The organism is Actinomadura xylanilytica (assembly GCF_030283145.1).
Classification (GTDB): domain Bacteria; phylum Actinomycetota; class Actinomycetes; order Streptosporangiales; family Streptosporangiaceae; genus Spirillospora; species Spirillospora xylanilytica.
In genome coordinates, this window is record NZ_JASNWE010000003.1 from 933,891 (window position 1) to 952,275 (window position 18,385).

Annotated in this window: 17 protein-coding genes; 13 read left to right on the plus strand and 4 right to left on the minus strand. The window is 72.3% G+C overall.

Going from position 1 to position 18,385, the window contains the following annotated elements; all coding sequences use genetic code 11:
* Positions 1-171: 171 nt before the first annotated feature.
* Positions 172-735, minus strand: a complete 564-nt coding sequence (locus tag QP090_RS21880; protein WP_285940987.1) for a DUF7677 family protein — start codon at positions 733-735, stop codon at positions 172-174.
* A gap of 38 nt (positions 736-773) precedes the next feature.
* Positions 774-1,034, minus strand: a complete 261-nt coding sequence (locus QP090_RS21885) for a helix-turn-helix transcriptional regulator (RefSeq protein ID WP_285940988.1) — start codon at positions 1,032-1,034, stop codon at positions 774-776.
* A 30-nt stretch (positions 1,035-1,064) separates the two neighbouring features.
* On the opposite strand from QP090_RS21885, the gene QP090_RS21890 reads away from it, so the two are divergent.
* The 9 genes from QP090_RS21890 (at position 1,065) to QP090_RS21930 (ending at position 11,035) form a co-directional block, all read left to right on the plus strand.
* The gene (locus tag QP090_RS21890; RefSeq protein WP_285940989.1) at positions 1,065-1,397 is read left to right on the plus strand and encodes an MFS transporter; all 333 of its coding nucleotides are present in this window, start codon (positions 1,065-1,067) and stop codon (positions 1,395-1,397) included.
* Between the two features lie 23 nt (positions 1,398-1,420).
* Positions 1,421-1,966, plus strand: a complete 546-nt coding sequence (locus tag QP090_RS21895; RefSeq protein WP_285940990.1) for a hypothetical protein — start codon at positions 1,421-1,423, stop codon at positions 1,964-1,966.
* Positions 1,967-2,032: 66 nt separating this feature from the next.
* Positions 2,033-2,686 carry a response regulator transcription factor gene (locus tag QP090_RS21900; RefSeq protein ID WP_285940991.1) on the plus strand — a complete coding sequence of 218 codons (654 nt, stop codon included), beginning with the start codon at positions 2,033-2,035 and terminating at the stop codon, positions 2,684-2,686.
* Positions 2,683-3,936 (plus strand): sensor histidine kinase, encoded by a 1,254-nt coding sequence (locus tag QP090_RS21905; RefSeq protein ID WP_285940992.1) that lies wholly within the window; start codon positions 2,683-2,685, stop codon positions 3,934-3,936. Before QP090_RS21900 ends, QP090_RS21905 begins: the two co-directional genes overlap by 4 nt.
* 62 nt (positions 3,937-3,998) lie before the next feature.
* On the plus strand, positions 3,999-5,201 hold the full coding sequence (locus QP090_RS21910) for a thiolase family protein (protein WP_285940993.1): 1,203 nt from the start codon (positions 3,999-4,001) through the stop codon (positions 5,199-5,201).
* Positions 5,198-7,309 (plus strand): 3-hydroxyacyl-CoA dehydrogenase NAD-binding domain-containing protein, encoded by a 2,112-nt coding sequence (locus QP090_RS21915; RefSeq protein ID WP_285940994.1) that lies wholly within the window; start codon positions 5,198-5,200, stop codon positions 7,307-7,309. Before QP090_RS21910 ends, QP090_RS21915 begins: the two co-directional genes overlap by 4 nt.
* A 208-nt stretch (positions 7,310-7,517) precedes the next feature.
* Positions 7,518-9,014: an amino acid permease gene (locus tag QP090_RS21920; protein ID WP_285940995.1), complete on the plus strand. Its 1,497-nt coding sequence runs from the start codon at positions 7,518-7,520 to the stop codon at positions 9,012-9,014.
* A 39-nt stretch (positions 9,015-9,053) separates the two neighbouring features.
* The gene (locus QP090_RS21925) at positions 9,054-10,412 is read left to right on the plus strand and encodes an FAD-dependent oxidoreductase (RefSeq protein ID WP_285940996.1); all 1,359 of its coding nucleotides are present in this window, start codon (positions 9,054-9,056) and stop codon (positions 10,410-10,412) included.
* Between the two features lie 257 nt (positions 10,413-10,669).
* On the plus strand, positions 10,670-11,035 hold the full coding sequence (locus QP090_RS21930) for a hypothetical protein (protein ID WP_285940997.1): 366 nt from the start codon (positions 10,670-10,672) through the stop codon (positions 11,033-11,035).
* A gap of 12 nt (positions 11,036-11,047) precedes the next feature.
* On the opposite strand, the gene QP090_RS21935 is transcribed toward QP090_RS21930, so the two are convergent.
* Positions 11,048-11,842 (minus strand): hypothetical protein, encoded by a 795-nt coding sequence (locus tag QP090_RS21935; protein WP_285940998.1) that lies wholly within the window; start codon positions 11,840-11,842, stop codon positions 11,048-11,050.
* A 359-nt stretch (positions 11,843-12,201) separates the two neighbouring features.
* Positions 12,202-14,121: a 1-deoxy-D-xylulose-5-phosphate synthase gene (gene dxs, locus QP090_RS21940; protein WP_285940999.1), complete on the minus strand. Its 1,920-nt coding sequence runs from the start codon at positions 14,119-14,121 to the stop codon at positions 12,202-12,204.
* A 149-nt stretch (positions 14,122-14,270) separates the two neighbouring features.
* On the opposite strand from dxs, the gene idi reads away from it, so the two are divergent.
* From idi to QP090_RS21960, 4 genes are all read left to right on the plus strand, one after another.
* Positions 14,271-14,855, plus strand: a complete 585-nt coding sequence (idi, locus tag QP090_RS21945) for an isopentenyl-diphosphate Delta-isomerase (RefSeq protein ID WP_285941000.1) — start codon at positions 14,271-14,273, stop codon at positions 14,853-14,855.
* Positions 14,856-15,067: 212 nt separating this feature from the next.
* Positions 15,068-16,378 (plus strand): ABC transporter substrate-binding protein, encoded by a 1,311-nt coding sequence (locus QP090_RS21950; RefSeq protein ID WP_285941001.1) that lies wholly within the window; start codon positions 15,068-15,070, stop codon positions 16,376-16,378.
* Between the two features lie 16 nt (positions 16,379-16,394).
* The gene (locus QP090_RS21955; RefSeq protein ID WP_285941002.1) at positions 16,395-17,300 is read left to right on the plus strand and encodes a carbohydrate ABC transporter permease; all 906 of its coding nucleotides are present in this window, start codon (positions 16,395-16,397) and stop codon (positions 17,298-17,300) included.
* A gap of 17 nt (positions 17,301-17,317) precedes the next feature.
* On the plus strand, positions 17,318-18,244 hold the full coding sequence (locus QP090_RS21960; protein WP_285941003.1) for a carbohydrate ABC transporter permease: 927 nt from the start codon (positions 17,318-17,320) through the stop codon (positions 18,242-18,244).
* Positions 18,245-18,385: the final 141 nt, after the last annotated feature.

The following is an 18,385-nucleotide window of genomic DNA, read 5'->3' on the forward strand; positions in this document are numbered from 1 at the left end:
GAACCCACACCCGACCCCGCATAGCTCCCTCTCCGCCAGGGCCACACACCCCGACAAGAAGCCATCACACCCACCCCAGGGTTAAACGTGCATTAGCCGTGCCGCCTCCGGCGAGGTCCGCGGCGGCACTCTGCCTCGCCTCGCAACAGAACACACATGCGTGCTCCGGCCCTAGACGAGTTCGAACTCCCAGACCTCCATCGGTGGATCCGGCCGGTAGTCGTGCTCGAGCCACTCCCGCAACTTCTGTGCGGCTCGACGTTCGGCGTGGCTCGCGTCGGCCGGTGTCCCGTCCGAATCGACCTTCAGCACATTGGCGAACACCGTGACGACATCCTCCGGCAGGGATCCACCCTCGACCAGATAGGGCACATAATCGATCCCCTCCAGTACTTCCGGGGCGAGAGTGCCGCGTCCAAGCTTGCGGGCGAACGCCACGACCGCGTCCTTCCATCCTTCATCGAACCCTGAGAGACGAAGCCCGGCATCGCTCAGCGGAGGGGCCTCATAGCGTGCCGGGTCGCACTCAGCCGCGAGCCACGCTCTTACCCGGTCGTCGTCAGCGCGTGAATCCACCCCTTCGTCATCCAGCGGACGGTGATAGTCGTCGAGCAAGATGGCGAACAACCGCCCGACCGTGTCGTCATAACGCGTGACGACCTCGTCGTAGTCGAGGCAGTCATACCCGGGGCAGAGCAGCGTGCCGTTACCCAAGTAATAGGCGAAGTGCCGCAAATCGCTCCGCAAGCCGGGTGGAAGTTGTCGTATGCCACTCACCGCATGATTACACCAGCCGACGGACGTGGCCGGTTCCCGACCTTGCCGTTGTCCTGGGCTGTGGGGCGGTCAGCGTCGCCAGAGGTAGTGGTGCGCCACGCTCGCACCAGGCCCGTCGCCGCGGGCCCGTTCACCCGCGACGACGATCCGGGGCATTGGTGCTGGTGTGTTCCGGGAGTGTGTCCGAAGACTCGGCGGAAGACGGCTATGAAGGCGCTGGCCGTCGACCAGCCGCAGGTGTGCGCCACGGTGGTCACCGGGGTGTCCTCGGCCAGCAGGAGCAGGGCGTGGTGGAGGCGCAGCTGGGTGCGCCATTGGGGCTGACGTCCGTCGGCCTCTACGTCCCCTTCTCGCTCCAGGTCACGCTCGGCCAGGACTACCTTCCCAGCCGCATCGGCACCGCCAGCGGCATCACGCTCGGGCTGACCGTCAGCGTCGGCGGCCTGGCCGGCCCCCTCATCGGCGGGGTCGCCGACGCCGCCTCCCTCCAGGTGGCGCTCGCGCCGCTGATCGTGATGCCCGCGCTGAGCTGGCTGCTGTTCCGGACGCTGCCCGAGCCCGGTACCGCCGAGGCCGGTCCGGTCGGCATCAGCAGCCCGGCCGGAGAGTTCCGGGCGTGACCCCCGGACGGGAGGATGGGGGGATGTCGAAGATCGAGATGCTGGTGGTCTGCGGGGCTGCGGGCGTGGGGAAGACGGTGACCGGGTTCGAGGTCGGGCACCGGCTCGCCGAGCTGGACGTGGCGCACGCGATGATCGATTCGGACGAGCTGGACCGGGTGCATCCGTGGCCGCCGGCCGGGCTCGGGCCCGGGGAGCTGTCGCGGCGCAACCTGGCGGCGCTCTGGGGGAACTTCGCCGGGCTGGGGCACACCCGGCTCATCGTCATGGGGGTGTTCGCGGAGCTGACCGCGGATCTGGAGTGGATCACGGCGGCGGTGCCGGGGGCGGACGTGACGGCGGTGCGGCTGACCGCGGGGCTGCCCGCGCTGGCCGAACGGATCGAGCGGCGGGAGATCGGGTCGGGGGCGCAGGCGCAGCTCGCCAGGACGACGGCGCAGCTCGCGGTGATCGCGCGGTCCGATCCGCCGGGGACGCTCACGCTCGACACGACGGCCGGGACCGTCGGCGCGACGGCGGAGCGGATCCTGGAGGTCTGGCCGCGCGGGATCCATCAGCCGGGTGGCTGAGCCCGGCTTACCCCGGTTTAACGTCCGCTCCTCCATGCTCGGGCGAACAGGCCGGGAGGGGGGCGGATGCGCGTACTGATCGTCGAGGACGAGCGGGTGCTGGCGGACACGATCGCCGAGGGGCTGCGCGAGGAGGCGATGGCCGTCGACGTGGTCTACGACGGCGACGCCGCGCTGGAGCGCGCCGCGTACACCGAGTACGACGTGATCGTGCTGGACCGGGACCTGCCCACGGTGCACGGCGACGAGGTGTGCCGCGACCTGGTGGGACGGCGGCACGCCGGGCGGATCCTGATGCTGACCGCCGCAGGCGAGGTGGACGAGCGGGTGGACGGCTTGGCGCTCGGCGCCGACGACTACCTGCCCAAGCCGTTCGTGTTCGGCGAGCTGGTCGCGCGGGTGCGGGCGCTGTCGCGCAGGTCGGGGCTGCCGGTGCCGCCCGTCCTGGAGCGGCGCGGGATCCGGCTGGACCCGCACCGGCGCCGGGTCGCGCGGGAGGGCCGGGAGCTGCGGCTCACCAAGAAGGAGTTCACCGTGCTGGAGGAGCTGCTGCGCGCCGAGGGCGGGGTGGTGAGCGCCGAGCGGCTGCTGGAGCACGCCTGGGACGAGAACATCGACCCGTTCAGCAACATCGTCCGGGTCACCATGGCGACGCTGCGCCGCAAGCTGGGCGGCCCGCCGCTGATCGAGACCGTGACCGGATCGGGGTACCGGCTGTGACGGTGCGGCTGAGCGTGCGGGCCCGGCTGACGCTGGTGTACGGGTCGCTGTTCCTGGTGACGGCGAGCGCGCTGGTCGCGGTGACGTACCTGCTCACGGTGCGCGCGATGGAGACGCGGCTGACCTCCGCGCCGATCTCGCGGGCGGCGACCACGCAGCTCGTCCGGCCCGCGGTGCCCCTGGACCGGATCGAGGGGCTGCTGGCGGTGAAGGCCACGGCGGAGCGGCAGCTCGACCGGCAGAAGCACGACGTCCTGGAGCAGCTCTTGCAGAGCTCGCTGGTGCTGCTGCTGGTGCTGGGGGTCGTCGGGGTCGGCATCGGGTACGTGGTGGCGGGGCGGCTGCTCCGGCCGCTGCACACGGTCACCGCGACGGCGCGGCGGCTGTCGGAGAGCAACCTGCACGAGCGGATCGCGCTGGCGGGCCCGCAGGACGAGATCAAGGACCTGGCCGACACCTTCGACCGGATGCTCGACCGGCTGCACCGCGCGTTCGACTCGCAGCGGCGGTTCGTGGCGAACGCCTCGCACGAGCTGCGGACGCCGCTGACCATCAACCGGACGGTGCTGGAGGTCGCGCTGGCGAGCCGGAGGAGCCCGCCGGAGACCAAGGTGCTGGCCGACGTGCTGCTCGGCAACACCGCGCGGCACGAGCGGCTGATCGAGGGGCTGCTCCTGCTCGCCCGGTCCGAGCGCGAGCTCCAGACCAGGGCCGGCACGCCCCTGGCGGACGTGGTGACCAGCGCGCTCGACCAGGTGGACGGGCTGTCGGACGAGATCGACGTGGAGGCGCGCCTCGGGCCCGCCGCGGTGGCGGGCGACCCGGTGCTGCTGGAGCGCTGCGCGGTCAACCTGCTGGAGAACGCGCTGAAGTACAACGTGCCGGGCGGGCGGGTCTGGATCAGGACGGGTGAGCGGGACGGCATGGCGGTGCTGCGGGTGGCCAACACGGGACGGCCCGTCCCCTCCTACGAGCTGGACACGATCTTCGAGCCGTTCCGCCGGCTCCGCGCCGACCGGGTCGGGTCGGCGGACGGGGCGGGGCTCGGGCTGTCGATCGTCCGGGCGGTGGTGACGGCGCACGGCGGGACGGTCGAGACGGTGGCGCGCGAGGACGGCGGCCTGGCCATCACCGTCCGGATCCCGGCGGCGCCGGTGGACGCGGGCGTGCCCGTCCCCTCGGGCCGGTCCGCCCCTGGCGGACGAGGGCCCGGGGATCCCGGCCCCGGGTCAGTGGTTACTGACGAGTAGAATGAGCGGGTTACCAGCGAGTAGCGTCACTCTCGACCACCACCGCTCCAGAAGGGACGACCGTGCCTCGCACCGCACGCGACGTCGTATTCGTCGACGGCGTACGCACGCCGTTCGGCAAGGCGGGCCCGAAGGGCCTGTACGCGGAGACCCGCGCGGACGACCTGATCGTCCGCGCGATCCGCGAGCTGATGCGCCGCAACCCGTCCCTGCCGCCCGAGCGGGTGGACGAGGTCGCGATCGCCGCCACCACCCAGACCGGCGACCAGGGCCTGACCATCGGCCGGTCCGCCGCCGTGCTCGCCGGGCTGCCCAAGAGCGTCCCCGGGTACGCGATCGACCGGATGTGCGCGGGCGCGATGACCGCCGTGACCACCGCGGGCGCCGGCATCTCGTTCGGCTCCTACGACGTGGTCGTCGCGGGCGGCGTCGAGCACATGGGCCGACACCCGATGGGCGAGGGCGTCGACCCGAACCCGCGGTTCCTGGCCGACCGGCTGGTCGACCCGTCCGCGCTGGTCATGGGCTCGACCGCGGAGAACCTGCACGACCGGTTCCCCGAGATCACCAAGGAGCGCGCCGACGCGTACGCGGTGCGCAGCCAGCAGAAGCTGGCCGCCGCCTACGCCGCCGGACGGGTCCAGCCCGACCTGGTGCCGACCGCGATCCGGTCCGCCGACAAGGGCTGGGGCCTGGCCACCGAGGACGAGCCGCCGCGCCCCGGCACCACGCTGGAGAGCCTCGCCGCGCTGAAGACCCCGTTCCGCGTGCACGGCAACGTGACCGCGGGCAACGCCGCCGGCCTGAACGACGGCGCCACCGCGTGCCTGCTCGCCGCCGAGGACGTCGCCCGCGAGCTCGGGCTGACGCCCCGGATGCGGCTGGTGGACTTCTCCTTCGCCGGCGTGGAGCCCGAGGTGATGGGCGTCGGCCCGGTGCCGGCCACCGAGCGGCTGCTCAGCCGCAACGCGCTGACCATGGACGACATCGGCCTGATCGAGATCAACGAGGCGTTCGCCGTCCAGGTGCTGGCCTTCCTGGAGCACTTCAAGATCGCCGACGACGACGCGCGGGTGAACCCGTGGGGCGGCGCGATCGCGGTCGGCCACCCGCTCGCCTCGTCCGGCGTGCGGCTGATGAACCAGCTCTCCCGGCTGTTCGAGGAGCGCGCGGACGTCCGCTACGGCATCACCACGATGTGCGTCGGCATGGGCATGGGCGGCACCGTCCTCTGGGAGAACGTGAACTGGGAGGGGTCCAAGTGAGCAGCGCGGAGACGTGGCGCTCGCTCCTGGCGAGCGAGAACCGCAGCCCGGACGAGGTGGTCACGCACGCCCGCGTCCGCGACGTGGAGCTGCCGCTCGGCGCGGGCCGGGCGGCGCTGATCACCCTCGACAACGGGCACGACCACACCAGACCCAGCACCTTCGGGCCGCGCGGCCTGCTCGCGCTGAACGACGCCCTCGACCAGGTCGCGGAGCGGGACGACATCGTCGCCGTGGCCGTGACCGGCAAGCCGTTCGTCTTCGCGGTCGGCGCGGACCTCAAGGGCGTCGCCGCCCTGGAGAACCGGGACGAGGCCCGACTGATCGGCCGGCTCGGGCACGAGGTGTTCCGGCGGCTCGGCGAGCTCAAGGTCCCCTCGTTCGCCTACTACAACGGCGCGGCGATGGGCGGTGGCGTCGAGATTGGGCTGCACTGCACCTACCGCACCGTCTCGGCGGGCGTCCCGGCGTTCGCGCTGCCCGAGGCGTTCCTCGGGCTGGTGCCCGGCTGGGGCGGCACCTACCTGCTGCCCAACCTGATCGGCGCGGAGCGGGCGCTCAAGGTCATCATCGACAACCCGCTCGCGCAGAACCGGATGCTCAAGGGCCGGCAGGCGTACGAGCTCGGCATCGCCGACGCGATCTTCGACTCGGCCGACTTCCTGGAGGAGTCGCTCACCTGGACCGCGCGCGTCCTGACCGGCGCGCTGGCCGTCCGCCGCCCCGAGCCCGACAAGGGCAAGGGCTGGGACGACGCCGTCGCGATGGCGCGCTGGAACCTGGACGGCAGGCTGCACGGCGCGGCGCCCTCCTTCGTCCGCGCGCTCGACCTGGTCGCCGCGGCCAAGGACCGGACCCGCGACGAGGGCTTCGCCGCCGAGGACGAGGCGCTGGCCGACCTCATCATGAGCGACGAGCTGCGCGCCGGGCTCTACGCCTTCGACCTCACCCAGAAGCGCGCCAAGCGGCCCGCCGGCGCCCCCGACAAGGCGCTGGCCTGCCCGGTCACCAAGGTCGGCGTCGTCGGCGCCGGGCTGATGGCGAGCCAGCTCGCGCTGCTGTTCGCGCGGCGCCTGGAGGTCCCGGTCGTGCTGACCGACCTCGACCGGGAGCGGCTGGACAAGGGCGTCGGGTCCGCGCACGGCGAGATCGGCAAGCTGCTCGCCAAGGGCCGGATCTCGGCCGACCAGGCCAACCGGCTCACGTCGCTGATCACCGGTTCGCTCACCAAGGACGCCTTCGCCGACGCCGACTTCGTGATCGAGGCCGTCTTCGAGGAGATGTCGGTCAAGCGGAAGGTGTTCGCCGAGGTCGAGGAGCACGTCTCGGCCGACTGCGTGCTGGCGACCAACACCTCCTCGCTGCCGGTCGGCGAGATGGCCGCCGGGCTGAGGCACCCCGAGCGGGTCGTCGGCTTCCACTTCTTCAACCCGGTCGCGGTGCTGCCGCTGCTGGAGATCGTCCGCGGCGGGCGGACCGACGACGCGACGCTGGCCACCGCGTTCGCCGTCGGCAAGCGGCTCAAGAAGTCGTGCGTGCTGGTCAAGGACGCCCCGGCGTTCGTGGCCAACCGGGTGCTGCTGCGGCTGCTGGCCGAGATCGTCCAGACCGTGGACGAGGGCACGCCCATCGAGGTGGCCGAGCGCGCCGCGGCGCCGCTCGGGCTGCCGATGCCGCCGTTCGTGCTGATGGGCCTGGTCGGCCCGGCCATCGCCCTGCACGTGAACCAGACGCTGCACGGCGCGTTCCCCGAGCGGTTCCCGCTGTCGGACAACCTGGCGAGGATGGTCGCGGCGGGCAAGACCGGGGTGTACCGGCCCGACTTCACCCTCGACCCCGAGGTGGTGGAGATCTTCTCCGGCGGGACCGCTCCGTCCACCGAGGAGCAGGTGCTGGCGCGCGCCCTGGACGCGCTCGCCGAGGAGATCGGGATCATGCTGGACGAGGGCGTGGTCGCGGCGGCGCAGGACATCGACCTGTGCATGCTGCTCGGCGCCGGCTGGCCGTTCCACCTGGGCGGCATCACCCCGTACCTGGACCGGTCGGGCGTCGCCGAGAAGGTGACCGGCGCCCGCTTCCTCGAGCCGGGGGTCGCCTCCCTGCCCTGACAGCGGCACCGCCCGGTCCCGCGCGGCCGATGACGGCTGCGCGGGACCGGGCAGCCGACGACCCTCCCGGCCCCGCGCGGCTCCGACGTCCCCCTTCAGGGGCGGAGGTTCCTCTTTTACCGGCATGATCCGGTCGGTCGCTGGTTTCGGCCGACCCGATCCGGTGATCACTCCTGCGACGGGCCGTCCCGGCCGGGAGGAGCGCCGAGTGAACCTGTTCCGCACCAAGTCGATCGAGCAGTCGATCGGGGACACCCGGGAATCGGCGCACCGGCTCCGCCGCGACCTGTCCGCGCTCGACCTGGTCGTGTTCGGGGTCGGAGTGATCATCGGCACCGGCATCTTCGTGCTGACCGGGCAGGTGGCCAAGGACAAGGCCGGCCCGGCGGTCGCGATCTCGTTCGTCCTGGCCGCCGTCGTCTGCGGGCTGGCGGCGCTGTGCTATGCCGAGTTCGCCTCCACCGTGCCGGTCGCCGGGTCGGCCTACACCTTCGCCTACGCCACGCTCGGCGAGTTCCCCGCCTGGATCATCGGCTGGGACCTCATCCTGGAGCTGGCGCTCGGCTCCGCGGTCGTCGCGGTCGGCTGGTCCGGCTACGCCGCCTCGCTGCTGGACACCATCGGCCTGCCCCTCCCGGCCGCGTTCTCCGACCCGCCCGGCGAGGGCGGCGGCGTGGTCAACGTCCCGGCCGTCCTGCTCGTCGTGGCGGTCGCCGGCCTGCTGGTGCTGGGCGTCAAGATCTCCTCGCGGGTGAACGCGGTGATCGTGGCGATCAAGGTGTTCGTGGTGCTGCTGGTGATCGTGGCCGGGCTGTTCCTCGTCAAGGGCGCCAACTACACCCCGTTCATCCCGCCGTCCCGGCCGAACCCGTCGGTGGAGGGCGCGGCGGCGCCGCTGATCCAGGTGCTGTTCGGGATCACCCCGGTCAGCTACGGCTGGCTCGGCATCTTCGCCGCCATCGCGATCGTCTTCTTCGCCTATATCGGCTTCGACGTCGTCGCCACCGCCGCCGAGGAGTCCCGCCGGCCGCAGCGCGACCTGCCGATCGGGCTGATCGGATCGCTGGTGGTCACCGCCGTGCTGTACGCCGCGGTCTCCCTGGTCGTGGTCGGGATGGAGGACTACCGCAGGCTCAGCGACGCCGCCCCGCTCGCCGACGCGTTCAAGGCCGCCGGGCACCCCGTGTTCGCCACCGTGATCAGCATCGGCGCGGTCGCCGGGCTGACCGCGGTGGTGCTGATCCTGCTGCTCGGCCAGAGCCGGATCTTCTTCGCGATGAGCCGGGACGGGATGCTGCCCGAGTGGCTGGCCGCCGTCCACCCGCGGTTCGGCACCCCCTACCGGTCCACGGTCCTCATGGGCGTCGTGGTGGCCGCGCTCGCCGGGTTCATCCCGCTCGCCAAGCTCGCCGAGCTGGTCAACATCGGCACCCTGTTCGCCTTCCTGACCGTCTCGATCGGCGTGCTGATCCTGCGCCGCACCCGTCCCGACCTGCCCCGCTCGTTCCGCACCCCGCTGGTCCCCTGGATCCCGATCCTGTCGGTGCTGGCCTGCCTGTTCGTGATGGTCAACCTGCCGGTGGAGACCTGGCTGCGGTTCCTGGCCTGGATGGCGATCGGCACGGTGATCTACTTCGGCTACGGGCACCGGCACAGCCACCTGCGCGCCCGGACGGCCCGGCGGGCGGCGCGCGACGCACCGTGACCTGACTCACTGTGTCCTTTTACCAAGGGCGTGGGCACAATGGCCCCCATGGCAGATCCTGTGCGCGTCGCGATCATCGGCTCCGGCCCCGCGGGCCTGTACGCGGCCGAGGCCCTGATCAAGCAGGCCGGGGACGAGGCCCAGGTGGACGTGTTCGACCGGCTGCCGACGCCGTACGGGCTGGTCCGGTACGGGGTGGCGCCCGACCACACGTCGATCAAGTCGATCGCCCGCTACCTCCAGAGGGTGCTGGAGCACCCCGCCGTCCGGTTCTTCGGCGGCGTCGAGCTCGGCCGCGACCTGACCCGCGCCGACCTGCTCTCCTGCTACGACGCGGTGATCTACTCCACCGGCGCGATGGTCGACCGGCGGCTCGGCGTGCCCGGCGAGGACCTGCCCGGCAGCATCGCCGCCACCGACTTCGTCAACTGGTACTGCGGGCACCCCGACGCCGCCGACCACCGGTTCGACCTGACCACCGAGGAGATCGCGGTCATCGGCGTCGGCAACGTCGCCGTCGACGTGGTCCGGATCCTGGCCAAGACCGTCGATGAGCTGCGCGAGACCGACGTCCCCGAGCAGGTCCTGGAGGCGCTGTCGCACAGCCGCGTCCGCCGCGTCCACATGATCGGACGGCGCGGCCCGGCGCAGGCCAAGTTCACCACCAAGGAGGCCCGCGAGCTGGGCGAGCTGCCCGCCGCCGGGATCCACGTCCGCCCCGAGCACATGGACCTCGACCCGGCCAGCGCCGAGCTCGCCGAGACCGACCGGCACGTGCGCGGCAACATCAAGGTGCTGAACGGGTGGACCGGCGAGCCCGCCGGCGACCGGCCGCGCCGCATCGACGTGCACTTCTGGCGGGCGCCGGTCGAGATCCTCGGCACCGACCGGGTCGAGGGCCTGCGGCTGGAGCGGACCCGGCCGGACGAGACCGGCCGGGTGACCGGAACCGGCGAGTACGAGACGCTGCCGGTCGGCCTGGTGCTGCGCTCGGTCGGCTACAAGAGCGTCCCGCTGGACGGCGTCCCGTTCGACGAGCGGACCCATGTCGTGCCCAACGAGGGCGGCCGGATCAGCGGGCCGGGCGGCGTCCCGGTCCCCCGCGAGTACGTGGCCGGCTGGATCAAGCGCGGCCCGACCGGGGTCGTCGGCACCAACAAGTCCGACGCGGCCGAGACCGTCCGGAACCTGCTGGAGGACTTCGACCCCGGCGGGCCCCGGCCGGAGCGCACCGTCGAGGAACTGCTGAAGGCGCGCGGTCTCCCGGTCGTCACCTACGCCGACTGGCTCAACCTCGACGCCGCCGAGATCGCGCTCGCCCGCGCCCTCGACCGCGGCGAGCGGGTGAAGCTGGCCCGCTGGGACGCGATGCGCTCCGCCTACCACCCGTTTCACTAACGCCCGGCCCGGCGCCCTCGCCTGGCGGCTCGGGCGCCGACCGTGCTTGTGCGAGCACTGCATCGCTTCGCGATCTGGCCGGTGGGGCTCGCCTTCGGCTTCGCCTCACCGACCAGGTAACGCGCTCGCGTGAGGGCTTAGGCCCTTTTTGGACAGGCCCTGGCACCGCCCCGGGCGGAAGTCCGACGGTGGGCCCGCGGCATATCCCCGCCTCGAAAGCAGTGACGGGGACGGGACCCGGGCGCTACGGTGCGCGTGTGACCGGCGGTCCAGAACTGTACGGATTCCCCCCGCCCGGCATGCTGCCCGATCTCAGGTGGCTCGGCCCGGACTACGTCTCCGTGCTCGTCTACGACCTGACGCGGGGACTCCTGCGCCAGGACGCGGGCACGGCCGTGCTCGGCGTCCGCTGCGTGGGCGACCCCGATCTGCGCGCCTCGGTCGACCCGTCCGGCGTCATCCGCGCCCACGACGCCCACTTCCCGCTCCAGGTGTTCCTGCGGGACGGGGCCGGGCGGCCGTGGCGGCTGCGCGGCCGGTGGACCTACTCCGGCCGCGGCCTCGGCACCCCCGCCGCCTCGATCACGCACCACTGGCGGCTCCAGGCCGCCGAGGGCGGCTGACCCGCCCCGGCGTCAGGTGCGCGCGGCGCGGGTCGCGCGGACGGCCCGCACACCGCAGGACCGCCCGTCGCCGGCGCGGTCGCCGGAGTACCGCGCGGCCACGGGTATCACCGCCGACATCGGCCCGGCCGCCAGCGGCGCCGCCGGGGCCGGCCGCCCGCACCGGCCGCCGCCCGGCACGGGCCGCACCGCCGCGGGCGCGGTCTCGCCGGCAGCCCGGGTGATCGGGCGCGGGGCGGGCGCGTCGTCGCGCGCCGAGCCCGGCGCCGGGCTCGCGTCCACGATGCTGGACTCGACCGAGAACGAGGCGCCCGCCCCGGCCCTGACCATCGCGGGGACGGTCAGGCCGCTGCTGGTCAGGTGCAGGTTGCGGACGGTGATGTGGGCCGGGCCGCGCACCTCGAACAGGCTGCCGGCGATCTCCACGCCCTCCCACGCGACCGTGGCGCCCCGGCCGTCCACGGTGGTGTCGACGGTGGTCTCGGGCAGGACGGCGGAGGTGCCGTACCGCTCGGCCACCCGGTAGGTGCAACCCCGCGCCAGCTCGATGTCGCCGCCCTGACGCACCGCGGCCACCAGGGCCGCGACGTCGCCCGCGCCGTTCGCGCACGGCAGCGCCGCCCGCGCGGCACCCGCCGCCCGCGTGGTCCCCGCGGTCCCCGCCGCCGTGGTCCCCGCGGTCTCCGCCGTGGCCGGCGCGGAACCAGATCCGGACACCGCCAGCCCCGCGGCCAGCACCAGCAGCCCCGGCGCGGCCAGTGCCGCCGTCCGCGCGGTCCCCGGGACCGCTCCCCGTCGTCGTCGCATGCTCGTTCACGCACCTTCCCCCGTACCGCCGGGCGCGCGGTTCACGCCCGGACGCGGTGGGCGCCTCCGCGCCCACCAGGGCGGCGGGACCCCGCAGGCGGAGACCGCGCCGGTGCGCACCGGGCCGCCCGCCGGTAACGTCGCCGCGATGGCCGCAGGGAAAACAGCGGACGCGCCAAGCCGCCCCGACGACCACTCAAAGCTACATTTACTCACTCTGAGTATTCACGGCGCGGCGTGCGGGTACGGACCGCCGTAGCGCCCCGACGGAGCGCGGAGGCTCCGCGCCGCGCGGGGACGTACGGGCACCCCGGGCCGGACGGACGATCGATCGGGCGTCCGGCCCGGGGACCCCGGCGTCAGTCGGAGGAGGTCGCGGGCTCGCGGCTCTCCACCGCGGTGACCTTGGCGACGGCCTCGGTCACGTCGCGGGCGAGGGCCTGCGGCGTGAGCCCGAGGTCGGCGAGGATCTGCGCCCGCGAGGCGTGCTCGAGGAACTCCTGCGGGATGCCGAAGGTGCGGACCGGGACGTCGACGGCCGCGTCGCGCAGCGCCCGCGCCACCGCATCGCCGACGGCGCCGGTGCGGCCGTTGTCCTCGGCCACCGCGACCAGGGTGTGCCGGGCCGCCTCGGCCGGCAGCTCGGGGTCGAGCGGCTTGACCCAGCGGGGGTCGAGCACCGTGACGCCGATGCCCTGGGCGGCGATCAGCCCGGCCGCCTCCACCGCGGCCGTCGCCATCGACCCGGCCGCCACCAGGAGCACCCGGGTGCCGTTGGAGCCGTCGTGCCGGGCCAGCACGTCCATGCCGCCGACGTGCCCGACGGCCTCGATGTCGGCGGCCACCGGGCCCTTGGGGTAGCGGAGCGCGGTCGGCCCGTCCGACACCGCCACGCACTCGCGCAGCAGCTCGCGCAGCCGGGCGCCGTCGCGCGGCACCGCCACCCGCAGGCCCGGGATGAGCTGGAGGATCGACAGGTCCCACATGCCGTTGTGGCTCGGGCCGTCGTCGCCAGTGACCCCGGCACGGTCGAGGGCGAAGGTGACCGCCTGCCCGTGCAGCGCGGTGTCCATCAGGATCTGGTCGAAGGCCCGGTTGACGAAGGTGGCGTAGATCGCCACGACCGGGTGCAGGCCGCCCAGCGCGAGCCCGGTCGCCGAGGTGACCGCGTGCTGCTCGGCGATGCCCACGTCGTAGACGCGGTCGGGGAACTCCTCGGCGAACGGCGCCAGCCCGACCGGGTGGAGCATCGCGGCGGTGATGCCGACCACGTCCGGGCGCTCGCGGGCGATCTCCAGCATCTCGGCGCCGAACACGCTCGTCCAGCCGGGACCGGCGGAGCTGGGCAGCGACTTGCCGGTGGCGGGGTCGAACGCGCCGCCGGTGTGCATGCAGTCCTCGAGGTCGTTCTCGGCGGGCGCGTAGCCCTGCCCCTTGCGGGTGATGCAGTGCACGATCACCGGCCGGCCGAAGCCGCGGGCGCGGCGCAGCGCGTGCTCGACCGCGTCCTCGTCGTGGCCGTCGATCGGGCCGACGTACTTCATCCCGAGGTCCTCGAACATCGCCTGCGGCGCCAGGACGTCCTTGAGGCCCTTCTTGATGCCGTGCAGCGCCTCGTAGGCGACGGTGCCGACCACCGGGGCGCGCGGCACGGTCTTCTTGATCAGGTCGAGCGCGTGCTCGTAGCCCTGGGTGACCCGCAGGTCGGCCAGGTGCCCGGCCAGCCCGCCGATCGTCGGGGAGTACGAGCGGCCGTTGTCGTTCACCACGATGATCACCGGGCGGTCCAGGCCGGCGGCGATGTTGTTGAGCGCCTCCCAGCACATCCCGCCGGTCAGCGCGCCGTCGCCGACGACCGCGACCACGGCGCGGTCGTCCTCGCCGCGGAGCTGGAACGCCTTGGCCAGCCCGTCGGCGTACGACAGGGCGGTGGAGGCGTGCGAGTTCTCGATGACGTCGTGCTCGGACTCGTCCCGGCTCGGGTAGCCCGACAGGCCCCCGCGGCGGCGCAGCAGGCCGAAATCGTGCCGGCCGGTGAGCACCTTGTGCACGTACGCCTGGTGGCCGACGTCGAACAGGATCCGGTCGTGCGGAGAGTCGAAGACCCGGTGCAGGGCGATGGTCAGCTCGACGGCGCCCAGGTTGGGCCCCAGGTGCCCGCCGGTCTTGGAGACCGCAGCCACGAGGAACTCCCGGATCTCCTCCGCGAGCCGCGGCATTTGCGTGGCGTCCAGTCGTTTGAGGTCTCGCGGACCTGTGATCGACTCCAGCAAGCTCACGCTCAACTCCTCAATCGGGGACTCCCCAGCCCCCGTCGTTGGACCAGGCCGAGTTTAGTCCTGGTTTGCCTCCCGCGCGCCGTCGGCGGCAGGAGTGTCACCTTGCCAAGTAACCGACCGCACGCGCCCGGATGCGATAGGAAGAGGGCATGGCTGTTGAAGAGATCGTGCTGCTCAACGCGGCGGACGAGGCCATCGGAACGGCCCCCAAGAGCGCGAGCCACCATCGGGACACTCCCTACCATCTGGCATTCTCCTGCTATGTGGTGGATACCCAGGGGCGCGTTCTGATCACGCAGCGTGCTCTGGGCAAGCGCACCTTTCCCGGGGTGTGGACGGGGAGCTGCTGCGGCCACCCCGGTCCGGGCGAGGGGCTGCGCGGCGCGGTCCTGCGGCGGCTGCGGGACGAGCTGGGCGTGACCGGCGCCACGCTGACCCCGGTGCTGCCCCGGTTCCGCTACCGGGCGGTCGCGGGCGACGGGACCGTCGAGTACGAGCGGTGCCCGGTGGTGCGCGGCGTCGTCCCCGAGGACGCCGCCGGGTCCGTCCGGCCCAACCCCGACGAGGTCGAGCGGGCCGAATGGTGGTCGTGGGACCGCTGCCTGGAGCTGACCGGCAAGCCCGAGTCCTCGCCCTGGTACCGCCTCCAGCTCGCCGAGCTGGCCCCGCTGGGCGAGCCGCTCGGCTGGCCGGACGCGGACGCCGCCGCCCTGCCGCCCGCGCTCCCCTGGTGACCCCCGCGCCTCCCTGGTGCCCCCTGCGCTTCTCCCGGTGATCCCGTGCTCCCCGGTGACCCCACGTGGCGTCCGACATGCCGCCGCGGTGACGGTCGGTTACCTCCAGGGCGCCACGGGATAACCGCGCGATCACTTTTCGGCGCCCGGTGTTGACCCGTCGACTCATCCGAACAGACGCTTGTTTCTCGGGGTAACCGAAGGGACTGGCGATGCTGGGACGAACGGGTAACCGGAAGACCGCCTTCGCGGCCATGGCCCTCAGCGGCGTGCTGGCCGCGTCCGCCACGGCCTGTGGCGGCGGCGACGGCGGCGACAAGAACAGCGACAAGTCCGAGGTCGAGGTCTTCTCGTGGTGGACCGGCCCGGGCGAGGCCGACGGGCTGGCCGCGCTGAAGGCCGACTTCGAGAAGAAGAACCCCGGCACCAAGTTCACCAACGCCGCCATCGCGGGCGGCTCGGGCACGCAGGCCCAGGCAGTGCTGGCCAGCCGGCTCCAGAACCGCAAGCCGCCGGACTCCTTCCAGGGGCACGCGGGCGCGGAGCTGCTCGACTACATCAAGGCCGGGCAGATCGAGCCGCTCGACTCGTTCTACGCCGAGAACAACCTCAAGAGCGCCTACCCCGAGCAGCTCCTCCAGCAGATCACCTACCAGGGCAAGATCTACTCGGTGCCGGTGGACATCCACCGCTCGAACATGCTCTGGTACAACCCCTCGATCCTCAAGGACGCCGGAGTGTCCGGGGCGCCGAAGTCGATCGCCGACTTCATCACCGCGCTGAAGGCGGTCAAGGAGAAGACCAAGAAGGTCCCGCTGTCGCTCGGCGCGCAGTGGACCGCCGACCACCTGCTGGAGAACGTCCTGCTCGGCGACCTCGGCGCCGACGCCTACAACGCGCTGTGGAAGCCGGGCGCCGACTGGAGCAGCCCCGCGGTCACCAAGGCGCTGACCGACTACACCGAGATCATCAAGTACACCACGGCGGAGGCCGCCTCCACCGACTGGCAGGGCGCCGCCAAGGCCGTGGTGGACGGCAAGGCCGCCTTCAACATCATGGGCGACTGGGCCTACGGCTACTTCACCGGCACCGCCCCGAACGGCCTCGGCAAGAAGCTCGACACCGACTTCAAGTACGCGCCGTCCCCCGGCACCGACGGCACCTACATGTGGCTGTCGGACAGCTTCACGCTGCCGAAGGGCGCGCCGCACCGCGGCGGGGCGCTGGCGTGGCTGAAGGAGGCGTCCAGCAAGGAGGGCCAGGACCTCTTCAACCCGAAGAAGGGCTCGGTCCCGGCCCGCAAGGACGCCGACAAGACCCTCTACAAGGGCTACCTGGAGTACGCGTTCAACGAGTGGAACAAGCCCGGCGTGAAGCTGGCCGGCTCGTTCTGGCACGGCGTGAACGCGTCCAAGAAGTGGCACACCGACATCGACACCGCGGTCGGGCTGTTCCTTCAGAACAAGGACATGGCCAAGCTCCAGAGCGCGCTGGTCGACGCCGCCAAGAACGACGCCGAGTGACCTGGTGGGCGACCGCGTGAAACGGCGACCGGGGCCGCGCAGGGGCCCGACGTGGCTGCCCGGCCTGCTGCTGGTGTCGCCGTCGATCCTGGCGATCGGCCTGTTCGTGTACGGGCTGATCTTCTGGAACACGCGGGTGGCGGTGAGCGGCAAGCACGACGAGGTCACGCCGTACGGGTTCGACAAGGGCAGGAACTTCGTCGACCTGTGGAGCCAGCCGAGCTGGCCCGGCGCGGTCAGGCACGCGCTGCTGTTCACCGCCGTGTTCGTCGGCGGGGCGCTGCTGCTCGGCGCGTTCCTGGCGTTCCTGATGGACAAGGGCATCCGGGGCGAGGCCGGGTTCCGGGCGGTCTACCTGTTCCCGATGGCGATCTCGTTCATCGCCAGCGGGGTGGTGTGGCGCTGGCTGATGAACCCGGCGCCGCCCGAGCGGGCGGTCGGCCTGAACCAGCTCTTCGACAAGGCCGGGCTGGGCGCGCTCGCCAACGACTGGTGGCAGAACCAGGACTGGGGCATGGCCGCGATGGCGCTGCCGGCGGTCTGGCAGATGTCGGGCTACGTCATGGCGCTGTATCTGGCCGGGTTCCGCGGCGTGCCCGAGGAGCTGCGGGAGGCGGCCCGGGTCGACGGCGCGTCCGAGTGGAAGGTCTACCGGTATGTGGTGTTCCCGCAGCTCCGCCCGGTGACGCTGTCGGCACTGATCATCCTCGGGCACATCTCGCTGAAGGTGTTCGACCTGATCATGGCGATCGCGGGCAAGCAGATCATCACCTACGTCCCGGCGATCGCGACGTACGTGGAGGTGTTCGACCGGCACGATCCGGCCAACGGCGCGACGATCGCCACGTACCTGCTGCTCGCGGTGGCGCTGCTGGTGATCCCCTACCTGGTCTGGTCGGTGCGGGCGGACCGGGCCCGATGAGGGACGGAGCGAGCGCGATGGCGGCGGACGGAGCGGGTTCGATGGCGGCGGACGGCGGAGCGAAGACGGCGCGCGGCGGAGCGAAGACGGCGGCGCCGGGGTCCCCGGCGGGGCCGTCCACCGGGGCCCGGGTGCTGCGGGTCGTCCGGCCGCTGCTGCTGCTGGCGTTCGTGCTGCTGTTCCTGCTGCCGGTCTACGTCCTGGTGGTGACGAGCTTCAAGTCGCTCCAGGAGGCCGATCCGAGCACGGCGTGGAACCTGCCGCAGCACTGGAGCACGGCGGGCTGGCGGACGGCGTGGACCACGCTGCGGCCGGGCCTGGAGAACAGCGTGAAGATCGCGGTCTCCGGATCGCTGATCGCGGCGGTGCTCGGGTCGCTGAACGGGTTCGTGCTGAGCAAGTGGCGGTTCCCCGGTTCCGACGCGGTGTTCACGCTGTTCCTGTTCGGGATGTTCATCCCGTACCAGGCGGTGATGATCCCGCTCGCCGGGCTGCTCACCCACATGGAGCTGGTGGGCACCATCCGGGGCCTGGTGCTGGCGCACGTGGTGTACGGCATCCCGATCTGCACGCTGATCTTCCGGAACTACTACGTCACGATCCCGGGCGAGCTGATCGAGGCGGCCCGGGTGGACGGCGCCGGGATGCTGCGCACGTACTGGTCGATCGTCGCACCGGTGTCGGGCCCAGCGTTCGCGGTGACGCTGATCTGGCAGTTCACCTCGCTGTGGAACGACTTCCTCTTCGCGGTGTTCCTCGGCGCGCCCGACAGCTGGCCGGTGACGGTGATGCTGAACAACACGGCCGGATCGGGGGCCGCGGCCGTGTCCTACAACGTGCAGATGGCGTCGGCGCTGCTGGCTTCGCTGCCGACGCTGCTGGTCTACCTGCTGCTCGGCCGGTTCTTCATGCGCGGGCTGATGGCGGGTGCGCTGAAGGGATGAGGCGGGGCGGCGGCGGGGGTTGCCTTCCGTCCGATATAGGCCATTACACAGGAGGAACGGGCGTTTCCTGCGCATCGTGGCTATGCTCGCGCCCCGTCCTTGCATTTCGCTCCCGTCCGTACGCGGATCCCGGAAGTGCGG